This is a genomic window from Streptomyces sp. NBC_00286 (assembly GCF_036173125.1).
GTDB lineage: Bacteria > Actinomycetota > Actinomycetes > Streptomycetales > Streptomycetaceae > Streptomyces.
The window spans coordinates 1,482,922-1,494,493 of record NZ_CP108054.1 but is presented as its reverse complement, the minus strand read 5'-3'; the positions used below and the strand labels follow the sequence as shown (position 1 = coordinate 1,494,493).

The following is an 11,572-nucleotide window of genomic DNA, read 5'->3' as shown; positions in this document are numbered from 1 at the left end:
CCGACTTGTCTGACAGAACTGCCCCTCGTCGCACCGCCGTTGTGGTCGGAGGGGGAATGACGGGCATGCTCGCCGCCGCCGTACTCGCCGAGCACGCCGACGTCACCATCGTCGAACGCGACCTGCTGCCGGACGGCCCCCGGCCACGCAAGGGAGTGCCGCAGGCCCGCCACGCCCACCTGTTCTGGTCCGGCGGCGTCAAGGCACTCGAGGAGATCCTGCCGGGCATCACGGACCGACTCGTCGACCGCGGCGCCCGTAGAGCCCGCATCATGACCGACCTGGTGTCCAGGGCTCCGTCGGGCCAGTGGTTCCGGCGGTTCTCCCAGTCCCGGCACACCATGCTCCAGGGCAGCCGTGATCTGCTCGACGCCACGATCCGCGCCGACGTGCTGCCGGACCGGCGGATCACCCTGCTGCAGCAGACCGAACTGCTGGGCCTGGAAGGCAGCGCGGACCGGGTGACAGGAGTGCGCATCCGCGAGGCGGACGCGGAGCGCACCCTCCCCGCTGACCTGGTCATCGACGCGAGCGGGCGCGGAAGCCGCGCCGCCCTCTGGCTGCGGGACCTGGGGCTGCCGCCCGTCCAGGAGCGCACGGTCGACCCCGGAATCGGCTACGCCAGCCGGATCTACCGCCCGCCGGCCGGCGTCGTCGACTACCCGATCGTCAACGTCCAGGCCGAGCCCCAGGGCAACCCGGCGCGGGGCGGCGTCATCGTCCCGATCGAAGGCGGCCGGTGGCTGGTGACCCTGTCCGGCAGCCGCGGAGGTCAACCCACCAGCAACAACGACGAGTTCGTGCCCTTCGCCCTGAAGCTGGCCCACCCCATCATCGGCGAGCTCCTTTCCAGGGCCGAACCCGAGACCGACGTCGTCACCACGCGCAGCACCGCCAACAAGCGCCGCTATTACGAGAAGGCCGCCCGCTGGCCCGAAGGCTTCGCCGTCCTCGGCGACGCCGTCGCCGGCTACAACCCCATCTACGGGCACGGAATGAGCGCGGCAGCCCAGAGCGTCCTCGCTCTGCGCGGTGTGCTGCGCGAGCAGGAACTCACCGCACCCGGCACGGCACAGCGCATCCAGAAGACCGCGGCCCGGCCCGTGGAGAACGCCTGGAGCCTGGCCGTGGGCCAGGACGTGTTCCGGCCGGGTGCCAGCGAGCAGCCGCCCACCCGTCTGGAGAAGACGCTTGCCGCCTTCGTCGACAAGGCCGCCGACGCCGGCTCCCGCAATCCGCACGCCCTGCGGATCCTGCTGGACGTGATGAGCATGGAGAAGGAACCGACCCGGCTGTTCGGGCCCGACATGCTCGCCCTGGTCTACTTCGGCCGGAAGAAGCCCCGGTTGAGCGGACCTCCGCTGACCGAGAAGGAAGCGGCGGTCGTGACGACGGGGGACTGACGCAGGGCCAGGGACATCCGCACCAAGTCGCGGGGTGCTTCGGCGGACGCGGGTGGCGCCGCGTCCGCCGTCGCCGAGCTGATGACCCTGCCCTCCGGGTCGGCGGCCCGCGCTCGTACCGCCGCCGTCACCATTGCCGCGTCGGCTTCCGCCCGCGCCTGGGCCGGATCGGAGCCGGCGGCCACGGCAGCTTCGTACGCGCTCGTACGGAGCTCCGTGTCGAAGTACGGGTACAGGGCGAGCATGCCGTCGTGGATGTCGGACTCCCGCTGGGTCACCTGGAGTTCGGGGGGCGACCACCACGCGATGCGTACGGCACGGTCCTTGGGCGGTGCGAGGGGCCTCAACTCGCGCCACAGCGGCCCGAGACGGCGATAGGTGGACCAGGTGCTCCAGACGTCACCGATTCGCTGGCCGGCCGGTGGGATGCAGAAGCCGAGTGCGCTGAGCTGCATTCCGGCGGAGGCCATCGCGGGCGCCACGTAGGTGCTGAGGTCGTCCAGGTTCCCGCCGTTCCAGCGGGCGATGACGGCGATGAACTTGGTGATGGAGTAGGGGATGTTGCAGGAGAAGCCGAGCGCGATGACCAGCAGCCCGGCCCGTAGCCAGCCGCGTACCTGAAGTGCCCAGTGCCAGCACATGACGTCCATCGCGACGCCCGCGACGGTGACCGACACGAGATAGAGCACGATCATCTCGCGGATGAACGGCGTGTTGGCGTAGTACGTGTCGAGGTCCCGCAGCCGTTCCTCCGGCGCGTCCCCGAGGGCGAAGAGCACGATCAGCGCCACGATCACCACGCCGTACCCGGCGATCCAGCGACGGGCGGCCCGTCGGGTCGCCTCCGGCGGACCGCCGCGCCAGTTGATGATCAGCACCAGACAGGCGGCGCTGAAGGCGCTCAGCAGGCAGTAGACGAGCGGGCCCGAGAAGTTCGCGATCCCGGTGAGGCGGTTGACCTCGGTGATCGTCGGCGGGGCGGCGAAGACGAACACCAGGCCGGACAGCGCGATGAGGGTGCACACGGATCGCTGCAGCGGATCACGCCAGGAGCGCAGTAGCGCGGGCGTCTTGACGGCGAGCGCGATCGCCATCGCGACGGCCGGTATGTAGTAGCCGGAGTCGTCCATGGCGTGGCGGCTCAGGCCCGTGGCCCGCGGTAGCCGAGGGACGCACCGATCCGGCCCGCGACCCCGTCCCGCGACATGGGCCCGCGCTGCGCCGAACCGGGCAGCCACGCACGGCACTTGCTGGCCAGCAGCAGCCCGAAGCCCTCCGCCTCCTGCTCGTCCGCGAGGTCGAACCGGGTCCGGGCGGCCACCTTCAGAACGGTCGCCTGCAGATCGGCGTCGTCGGACAGCAGACGGGCGGCGACGGCCGCGCCCTCCACGTGGTGGGCGCAGTGTCCGGCCTTCATGTGCCACAGCTCATGGCCGAGGATGACCAACTGGTGGTCGGGCGCGGTGCGTTCCTCGATGACCACGAGGTCCTGGTCCGCCATGTCGAGCCAGAGGCCACTGGCGGTGCCGGGCGGGAAGGCGGCCATACGGAACCGCACCGGACGGCCGCGGCGTCTGCTCATGGCTCCGCACAACGCGGCGTAGAGGTCGGCGGGCTCCGCCGGTGCCGGGAGCGAGAGCTCGCCGACCAGCTCGCCGCACAGGCGGCGCATGTCTTTTCCGATGCCCACTGTTCTCTCCCGGGTCACGACTCGGGCCGCTTGACGCTCTCCAGGAGCATGTCCAGCCATTCCGCGACCTTGTCCCGGTGCTGATCCGTCGGCAGCTGTGCGGCGCGCCAGGCGATGCCCCGTACGCCGTGGTCCTGGAGCAGCTGCTCGAAGGGGTCGTCCGAGCTCGAGGCCGCCGCGGCTCTCTCCCGGTCGGCTCTCTCGCGGTCGGCGAGCTGCTGGAGCAGCTCCTGCTCGGAGCGCTGGAGGGCGCCGGCCAGCGCCTCGGGGTCCTCGGCGGTCAAGAACCCGGCGTGCACTCGGAAGAAGCGCTGAATGGCGTCGCAGTGCTCCATGGTGGGGCGCCGGTCGCCGTTGATCAGGGCGCCCGCCTGCTGACGCGACATTCCCGCGCCGTCGGCGATCTCCTGCTGGGTGTACCGGCGGCCGTTCGGCTTCAGACGCGTACGGCGCAACAGGTCGAGGCGTTGCAGGAAGCGGGTCTGCAGATCGGGCTCACCGGCGGGTCGACCGCTCAGCAGCGCCTGCACCACGACCTCCGGCACACCCGACGCGACGGACAGCCGCCGTACGTCGAACACCTGGCTGTGCGGCACACCGAGCCGGTCGGCGAGGGCGGCGACACGCGCCACGACGGCCGGCAGCAGACCCGTCGCCGTGGCGCCCGGAACCTCGAAGCCATCCGTCACCGACTGATCTCCCGCGTTGTCTCGACCGGCCGTGAACTGCGCAGTACGCGCGCAGTACCCGCGCAGTTCACGGTGAACTGCCCGGAGAGGTTAGCCCCTGCCTCGAACTCGCATCCAGCGCTCGCCACAACTGTGGCGCGATTCGTTCGTCAACAGGCGGCAAATGCCACGATAGTTGACGCGACGGAGCCGGGGATAGCAGGATCGCGACGCCGCGTGTAAGGCCGCAGAGGCAAGAGGGGTGACCTCCCGATGGAGTACCAGGCAGGAGGGCAGCGGTCTCGGCCGCGACCCGCCCCCGAGAGTCTGAGGGCCCAGGCCTATTTGCAGGACTACGCCGCACTCCTGGAGGCCGTCCCCTTTCCCTCCCTCGTCTTCGACCATCGCTGGGACGTCGTCCTCGCCAACGACGCGTTCGAGACACTTTTTCGGGGTGTGGGTCCGCATCCCACGGCCATGCCGGGGGACAACTTCCTCCGGTTCGTCCTGTTCCATCCGGAAGCGGGCACGGTTCTCGCCGAGCACGAGTCGAGCTGGTGCCTGCCGATGCTGGCGCACTTCGCCGCCGCGATCGAGCGGCACGGGCAGGACCCGGTGCTGCGGTCCATCCTCCGGGAGATCGCCCAGGACCCGATCATGGACGCCGCGTACCGGCACGGGCTGCCGCACTGGATCCGCGAGGTCGGTCCCGCCGCCTTCGAACACGACGGCGCGGTACGGCCGTTGTGGCACCCGGACCCGCGGTGGGGGCGCACCGACTGCCGGATCGTGGGGGAGACCCCCAAGACCCTCAAGGACATGGGGTATACGCGCATGACGCTCGTTTTGCGAGACGCCCGCCGCTCGACGGGGCCGGTGCGTGCGGGTGCGCGCGTGCGGCGGGCGACCAGTCACCTCAGCGTGGTGCCTGCCGCCGAGGCGTGAGCGTTCCGCTTGGGGGCGGTTCCAAGGTGCGTTCCTTGGCTGCGGGCTCGTCGTGGCTGGTCGCGCCCGCGCGGCGGGCCGCAAATTGACACAGCCCCGCGCCCCTAAAGGAAGGCCTGCGGCCTCCTTTAGGGGCGCGGTAGCGCACCGGAATTCACCAAGGCTGCTCAGGTATCAGTGAGTTGGCGGCGCGTCCGCCTTCATGTCCTTCATGTCCTTCGCGTCCTCCAGGTCCGCCGCCTTGCCGCGCTTCGCCGCCTGGATCTGCTCGTACACATGCGTGCGCAGTTCGGCGAAGCGTGGGGCCACCCTGGTGTGCAACTGGTCGCGTTCTGCGGGCAGGTCGATCTTCAGTTGCTCCTGGACGACGGTCGGGGAGGTGGAGAGGATCAGGACTCGCTCGCCGAGGTACACCGCCTCGTCGATGTCGTGGGTCACGAAGAGGATCGTGATGCCGCGCTGTTGCCAGAGGCCGCGCACCAGGTCCTCCAGGTCCGCGCGTGTCTGGGCGTCCACCGCCGCGAACGGCTCGTCCATGAGGAGGACATCCGGCTCGTACGCCAGTGCGCGGGCGATCGCCACGCGCTGCTGCATGCCGCCCGACAGCTGCCACGGGTAGGCGCCCGCGGCGTCGGTGAGGCCGACCGACTCCAGGGCGTCGGCGACCAGCTCGCGCCGCCGGGAAGGGCTCAACTTCTTCTGTTTCAGGGGGAGTTCGACGTTGTCCCGGACCCGCATCCAGGGGAACAGGCTGCGCCCGTACTCCTGGAAGACGAAAGCCATCCCGGGCGGCGGCCCAGTCACCGGCTGCCCGCCCAGCAGTACTTCGCCGGAGGTGGGCGTCAGCAGTCCGCCCATGCACTTCAGCAGCGTCGTCTTGCCGCAGCCCGACGGGCCGACCAGGCAGACGAGTTCGCCCGCGTCGACGGTGAACGTGAGGTCGCGCACCGCTTCCACGCGGCGACCGGAACCCTCGTAGACCTTCTTGAGGCCTCGTACGTCCAGCATGGACTGCCCTTTCGCAAGCGTCACGACGACCGCCGGGAGGTGTCGCGCAGACCGTGGTACCAGCCGAGCACCTGTCGCTCGACCAGTCGGAAGAGGACGGAGAGAACGAAGCCCAGGAGGCCGAGCAGCAGGATGCCGGTCCACATGTCGGGGATGGCGAAGTTGCGCTGGAACTGGACGATGGTGAAGCCGAGCCCGTTGCTGGCGGCGAACATCTCGCTGATGACCATCAGGATGATGCCGATGGACAGCGCCTGCCGCAGCCCCGCGAAGATCTGCGGGCTCGCCGACCGCAGGACCACATGACGCAGCCGGGCCGGGCCGGTGATGCCGTACGAGCGGGCCGTCTCGGACATCACCGAGTCCACCGCCCGTACGCCCTCGACCGTGTTCAGCAGGATCGGCCACACACAGCCGCTCGCGATCACGGCGATCTTCATCGTGTCGCCGATGCCGGCGAACAGCATGATGACCGGCACGAGCACGGGCGGCGGCACCGCCCGCAGGAACTCAAGGACCGGTTCGCACACGGCCCGGACGCGGCGGTACGAGCCGATGACCGTGCCCAGCGCGACACCGACGACGGCCGCCGCCGTGTAGCCGGCCAGCAGGCGCAGCAGACTGGGCAGGACGTCGTCGCGCAGCCGCTCACCCGTCCACACGTCCGGGAACGTGGTGAGGATCGTGCGCAGCGGCGGCCAGTACACGTCGGTGCTGCTGTCGGAGGCGAACCACCAGGCGATCACCAGGATCAGGGGCAGCGCGAGGACGAAGAACAGGCGCAGGGCCAGGTTTTTCACACCGCCACCTCCCCGCGTACCGACTGGTGCCAGGCCAGCGCGCGGCGCTCCACCGTGCGCGCGCCCACGTTGATCAGCAGGCCGAGCACACCGGTGACGACCACCAGCGCATACATGTCCGGCACCGCCTGTGAGCTCTGGGCGACGGCGATGCGTCGGCCCAACCCCGGGGCGCCGATGACCAGTTCGGCGGTCACCGCCAGGATCAGGGCGACCGCGGCGGCCAGCCGGACACCCGTCATGATGTACGGCAGGGCCGTGGGCCACAGGACGTGGCGGACCCGGGCCCAGGTGCCCAGGCCGTACGAGCGGGCCGTCTCGTCGGCGACCGGGTCGACGTCCTGGACGCCGTACAGCGTCTGGATCAGCACCTGCCAGAACGAGGCGTACACCACCAGCAGGAGCACCGACTGCAGCTCCGTGCCGTAGAGCAGCACCGCGAGCGGGATCAGCGCGACCGACGGGATCGGGCGCAGGAACTCGATCGTGGAGGCGGTCGCGTCGCGCAGATACGGCGTGACCGCGATCAGCACGCCCGCCAGAATCCCGGCGGTCACCGCGATCGCGAGGCCCAGTGCCCAGCCGGTGAGCGTGTCCCCGAGCGCGGTCCAGAACGTCTGGTCGCCGAGCTCGGTGACCAGGGCGTCGGCGATGCGGGTGACCGGCGGGAAGTAGTCCTCGGAGACGATGCCGGTCCGCGGGACCGCCTCGCACAGGACGAGGAAGCCCGCGAATCCGGCCGTGCCCAGCAGAGCGGTTTCGGCTTTCACGGCAGCAGCGCGTCCAGGTCGGGGTCTTCCTTCAACTGACCGTCCTGCTTGGCCAGTTCGGCCAGCCGCTCGATGGAGGCGCGGTTCGGCTCGGCCGGCCAGTGGGGGAGGGTCAGCTTCTCCAGCAGGGTCGGCGGGATCTTCGTGTACGTGGCGACGATCTCGCGGACCTCGTCCGGGTGGCTGTCGGCGTACTCGAGGGACTCGGCGGTCGCCTCCTGGAACTTCTTCACCAACTCCGGGTTCTGCTTCGCGTACTGCTGGGAGGTGAAGTACATGGCCACGGTGAGGTTCGGGTCCACGTCGTAGAAGCTCGCCGCGATGGCTGTGCCGCCCGCTTCCTTGACGGTGGAGAGTGCGGGCTCCGGCGTGCAGGCGGCGTCGACATCGTCGTTCTCGAGCGCGGCGGGCATCTGGTCGAAGGGCATCTCGACGAACTTGAGCTTGGAGGCGTCGCCGCCGTCCTTGCGGACCGACTCCTTGATCGAGGTGTCGCAGATGTTGTTCAGCGAGTTGACCGCGACCTTCTTGCCCTCCAACTGCTTGGGGGACTTGATCGGGCTGCCCTTCTTCACCGTGGTGCCCATGAAGTCGGCACCTTCCTCGGCGGTGGAGGCGACACCGTTCGCCACGACCTTGACGGGCACCTTCTTGGACTGGGCGACCAGCAGGGACGTCGTGTTGCTGAAGCCGAACTGGAACTCGTTGTTGAGGACACCGGGCACGATGGCGGCCCCGCCCTGAGCGGGCGTCAGCTCCAGCTTGAGGCCGCGCTTCTCGTAGAAGCCCTTCTTCTGGCCCAAGTAGACGGGGGCCACGTCCAGGATGGGAATGATCCCGACCTTGACGGTGGTGGTGCCGTCGGCCGCGGTGTCACCGGCCGAATCGCTGGAATTGGACGAGCCACAGGCCGACGCGGTGACGAACACCGCTGAGACCGTCAGGCCGATGAGCAGACGACGCATGACTCCCCCTAATGGGACAGTGCCGGGAGGGCGGGCTGTGCGCACACCGCACAGTAGTGCTCAGGCGCGAACGTAGAACGCCTGCATCAAGATGGTCAATGCTTGTGACGTGCGAGTCGTTGACAGTTGCCGAAGCGTGCTCCTAGCGTGCGCACAGCGCACCCTCGTGCGTACAGAACGCACGCCCGTGCGTCCTCGTGGAGGCGATCATGCCCGCTGAAGCCCGCGCCCCGCACTTCGTGCAGTCCTTCGAGCGCGGCCTCGCGGTCATCCGCGCCTTCGACGCCGAACATCCGGAACTGACCCTGAGCGACGTGGCCCGCTCCTGCGAACTGACCCGCGCCGCCGCCCGCCGCTTCCTGCTCACGCTCGTCGACCTGGGTTACGTCCACACGGACGGGCGGATGTTCCGGCTCACCCCGCGCGTCCTGGAACTCGGCTACTCGTACCTGTCCAGTTTCACCCTGCCGGAGATCGCCGAGCCCCATCTGGAGCAACTCGTCGCGCAGATACGGGAGTCGTCGTCCCTGTGCGTCCTCGACGGCGACGACATCGTGTACGTCGCCCGGGTTCCCACGCGGCGCATCATGACCGCGACGATCACCGTCGGCACCCGCTTCCCGGCGCATGTGACGTCGGTCGGCCGGGTGATCCTGGCGCATCTGCCCGACGAGGAGATCGACGCCCGGCTGTCCCGCGCCGATCTGCGCCCGCTGACCGCCCGCACGCTCGCCTCGGCCGGAGCGCTGCGCGCGGAACTGCGCCGGGTACGACGTCAGGGGTACGCGATCGTCGACCAGGAACTGGAGGAGGGGCTGCGTTCGGTCGCCGTCCCGGTGCGTGACCGGGACGGCGAGGTCGTGGCGGCGGTCAACGTGCCCGTGCACGCCGCCCGTAACTCGGTCGAGTCCGTACGCCGCGATCTGCTGCCTCCGCTGCTGGCCACGGTCGCCCGGATCGAGGCCGACCTGCGGGTCACCGGGCTCACAGGTCCAGCACGAGACGCTTCCCGGCACACCGGGACACACAGATGAGCATGGTCTCGCCGGCTTCCCGCTCCTCGTCGGTGAGGACGGAGTCACGGTGGTCGGGGGTGCCCTCGATGACGTCGGTCTCGCAGGTGCCGCAGGTGCCCTCGGTACAGGAGTAGAGCACCTCGACGCCGGCGGCCCGTACGGTGTCGAGCACGGAGACGTCCGCGGGGACGGTCAGGGTGTGGCCCGACCGCTCGAGCACCACCTCGAACTCGGTGTTCTCGCCTGTCTCTTGGGCCTTCGGCTCGAAGCGCTCGACATGCAGCGCCCCCTTCGGCCACACCCCGCACCGCTCCTCGACCGCGTCAAGCAACGGGCCGGGGCCACAGCAGTAGACGAGCGTGTCCCCGTCCGGATCGGCGAGAGCCGTGTCCAGGTCCAGCAGTCCCGTCTCGTCCTGCGGTGAGATCCGTACCTTGTCGCCGTACCGCGCCAACTCCTCGGTGAACGCCATGGAGTCGCGGGTGCGTCCGCCGTACAGCAGCGTCCACTCGGAGCCCGCCGCCTCGGCCGCGGCCAGCATCGGCAGGATCGGGGTGATGCCGATGCCGCCGGCGATGAAGCGGTAGCGGGGGGCGTCGGCCAGGGCGAAGTGATTGCGCGGGCCGCGTACGCGGACCTTGTCGCCCGCCGTCAACTGCTCGTGCACATGGGCGGATCCGCCGCGTCCGTCGGGCTCGCGGAGCACCGCGATCCGCCAGACGTGCCGGTCGGCGGGGTCGCCGCACAGCGAGTACTGCCGCTCCAGGTCAGGGGCGAGCAGCACATCGATGTGCGCGCCCGGCTCCCAGGCGGGGAGTTCCTCGCCCAGCGGATGGCGGAGGCTGAGGGCGAGCACGCCGTCGGCCGCCGTCTCCCGGCGGTCGACGACGAGTTCGGCTTCGTACGGGGTCATGAGCCGTTTCCTTGCGAGGCGTTGGCTGGGGAGGCCTTGCCCTGAGGGGCGTGGCCTTCGGGGTGGCCGAGCATCCACTCCCACATCGCGATCGGGTCCTGGGCGGTCTGCTCGGCGCCGCAGTGGCAGGTGCCGTGCAGGACGTCGGTGCCCGGGAGCCAGTCGATGCGGTAGATCTCGCCGGTGGGACTGCTCACTGCACCTTCTCCATGGGCTTGTCGCCCTCCTCGACCAGCCGGGCGAGGATACGGCGGGCGGCCAGGCCGCCGGTGTCGATGTTGATGCTCAGCTCCTGGTAGCCGTGGCGCTCGGTGCCGAGGGTCTTCTGCAGCAGGTTGAGGGCGGTGACGTCCTGCATGACGACCGTGCGGTTGTTGCCCGCCAGGAACTCCGTGACCTCGTCGTCTTCAGTCGCCCAGTCGCGCGAGACCGCCCAGAAGTCGTACACCTTGCCGTCGCCGGACGGCGTGATGCAGTACGTGACCTCGGTGTGGAAGCCGCCCGGGTCGCTGCCGTCCGCCTCGGGCAGCACGCCGACCGGGGCGACGCGGCTGTGCAGCAGGTACAGGCACGGCGCGTGGTACTCGATGTCCTGCCAGCGGTTGATCCGGCCCTCGATACCCGTCGACTTGGCGTAGAACGGCGGGCATTCGGCGTCGTCCATGTGCCGGCTCACCCGCACGATGCCCGCACCCTCGTCGACCTCGGTGGTGATCGGCGTCTCGGCGACCTCAGGGGTGCCGATGTACCCGCCGTGCAGGTACGTCTCGTGGGAGAGGTCGAGGAGGTTGTCGACGAGGAGCCCGTAGTCGGCGTCGATCGGCTCCATGCCGCGGACGGTGGTCCAGCCGGGGGAGTCGAGGTGCTTCGCCCGCGGGATGGTCTGCGGGTCGGCGAGGGCCGGATCGCCGATCCAGACCCAGATCAGGGAGTCCTGCTCGACGACGGGGTACGAGGCGACGCGCGCGGTCCGCGGCACCCGCTTCTGCCCGGGCACGTACACACAGGTGCCGGTGGTGTCGTACGTGAAGCCGTGGTAGCCGCACACGATCTTGTCGCCGTCGAGCCGGGTCGGGGCCTCGGACAGCGGGTAGCGGCGGTGCACACACCGGTCGTGCAGGACGACGGGCGTCCCGTCCTCCTCGGTGCGATAGAAGACGAGCGGCTCACCGAGGATCGTACGGCCGAGCAGTTCGCGGCTGACCTCCTCGGAATAGGCGGCGACGTACCACTGGTTCCTGGCGAAAGCGGTTATATGAGGCATGGGCGGTCCCGTCCCTGTCGGCGGGGCGCCGTCGCCCCGCGTGCCGTGGTTGGACTCAGAGTCGTGATGGCCACGGTAGGCGCGCAAGGCGGCTTCTGTCAGGCGGAAGTGGTTCCGTGAAAGGGCTGGT

The 11,572-nt window shown here is 69.8% G+C and carries 13 protein-coding genes; 3 read left to right on the top strand and 10 right to left on the bottom strand.

Annotated features, from left to right (window positions below):
- Positions 1–5 precede the first annotated feature (5 nt).
- A complete protein-coding gene (locus OHT21_RS06885) occupies positions 6–1,403 on the top strand; it encodes an FAD-dependent oxidoreductase (protein ID WP_328767359.1) in 1,398 nt (465 codons plus the stop codon).
- Here the strand turns inward: OHT21_RS06885 and OHT21_RS06880 are convergent.
- Genes OHT21_RS06880 through OHT21_RS06870 form a run of 3 tightly spaced genes read right to left on the bottom strand, consistent with a single transcriptional unit; the run spans position 1,322 to position 3,782 of the window.
- Positions 1,322–2,533, bottom strand: coding sequence for an MAB_1171c family putative transporter (locus tag OHT21_RS06880; protein WP_328767358.1), 1,212 nt, complete (start codon positions 2,531–2,533; stop codon positions 1,322–1,324). The two genes, OHT21_RS06885 and OHT21_RS06880, sit on opposite strands and share 82 nt — an antisense overlap.
- Before the next feature lie 11 nt (positions 2,534–2,544).
- Complete coding sequence (locus tag OHT21_RS06875) at positions 2,545–3,075, bottom strand: toxin-antitoxin system, toxin component (protein ID WP_328773979.1); 531 nt, start codon at positions 3,073–3,075, stop codon at positions 2,545–2,547.
- 32 nt (positions 3,076–3,107) lie between these two features.
- The gene (locus tag OHT21_RS06870) at positions 3,108–3,782 is read right to left on the bottom strand and encodes a helix-turn-helix domain-containing protein (RefSeq protein WP_328767357.1); all 675 of its coding nucleotides are present in this window, start codon (positions 3,780–3,782) and stop codon (positions 3,108–3,110) included.
- A gap of 252 nt (positions 3,783–4,034) precedes the next feature.
- Here OHT21_RS06870 and OHT21_RS06865 point away from each other — a divergent pair, with 252 nt between their 5' ends.
- A complete protein-coding gene (locus OHT21_RS06865) occupies positions 4,035–4,706 on the top strand; it encodes an MmyB family transcriptional regulator (RefSeq protein ID WP_328767356.1) in 672 nt (223 codons plus the stop codon).
- Positions 4,707–4,880: 174 nt separating this feature from the next.
- Here OHT21_RS06865 and OHT21_RS06860 read toward each other — a convergent pair whose 3' ends face one another.
- From OHT21_RS06860 to OHT21_RS06845, 4 genes are read right to left on the bottom strand one after another with little or no spacing between them, the layout of a single operon-like run.
- Positions 4,881–5,714, bottom strand: coding sequence for an ABC transporter ATP-binding protein (locus tag OHT21_RS06860; RefSeq protein ID WP_328767355.1), 834 nt, complete (start codon positions 5,712–5,714; stop codon positions 4,881–4,883).
- A 20-nt stretch (positions 5,715–5,734) separates the two neighbouring features.
- Positions 5,735–6,514: an ABC transporter permease gene (locus OHT21_RS06855; protein WP_328767354.1), complete on the bottom strand. Its 780-nt coding sequence runs from the start codon at positions 6,512–6,514 to the stop codon at positions 5,735–5,737.
- The gene (locus OHT21_RS06850; protein WP_328767353.1) at positions 6,511–7,284 is read right to left on the bottom strand and encodes an ABC transporter permease; all 774 of its coding nucleotides are present in this window, start codon (positions 7,282–7,284) and stop codon (positions 6,511–6,513) included. The genes OHT21_RS06855 and OHT21_RS06850 overlap by 4 nt, the downstream gene beginning before the upstream one ends.
- Entirely contained in the window at positions 7,281–8,249 is a 969-nt protein-coding gene (locus tag OHT21_RS06845; protein WP_328767352.1) for an ABC transporter substrate-binding protein, read from the bottom strand. Before OHT21_RS06845 ends, OHT21_RS06850 begins: the two co-directional genes overlap by 4 nt.
- 209 nt (positions 8,250–8,458) lie before the next feature.
- Between OHT21_RS06845 and OHT21_RS06840 the strand changes: the two genes are divergently transcribed.
- Positions 8,459–9,283, top strand: a complete 825-nt coding sequence (locus OHT21_RS06840; protein WP_328767351.1) for an IclR family transcriptional regulator domain-containing protein — start codon at positions 8,459–8,461, stop codon at positions 9,281–9,283.
- Here OHT21_RS06840 and OHT21_RS06835 read toward each other — a convergent pair.
- Genes OHT21_RS06835 through OHT21_RS06825 form a run of 3 tightly spaced genes read right to left on the bottom strand, consistent with a single transcriptional unit; the run spans position 9,234 to position 11,442 of the window.
- Positions 9,234–10,178 (bottom strand): PDR/VanB family oxidoreductase, encoded by a 945-nt coding sequence (locus OHT21_RS06835; protein WP_328767350.1) that lies wholly within the window; start codon positions 10,176–10,178, stop codon positions 9,234–9,236. The two genes, OHT21_RS06840 and OHT21_RS06835, sit on opposite strands and share 50 nt — an antisense overlap.
- A complete protein-coding gene (locus OHT21_RS06830; protein WP_328767349.1) occupies positions 10,175–10,375 on the bottom strand; it encodes a hypothetical protein in 201 nt (66 codons plus the stop codon). The genes OHT21_RS06835 and OHT21_RS06830 overlap by 4 nt, the downstream gene beginning before the upstream one ends.
- Positions 10,372–11,442 (bottom strand): aromatic ring-hydroxylating dioxygenase subunit alpha, encoded by a 1,071-nt coding sequence (locus OHT21_RS06825; protein ID WP_328767348.1) that lies wholly within the window; start codon positions 11,440–11,442, stop codon positions 10,372–10,374. The genes OHT21_RS06830 and OHT21_RS06825 overlap by 4 nt, the downstream gene beginning before the upstream one ends.
- Positions 11,443–11,572 lie beyond the last annotated feature (130 nt).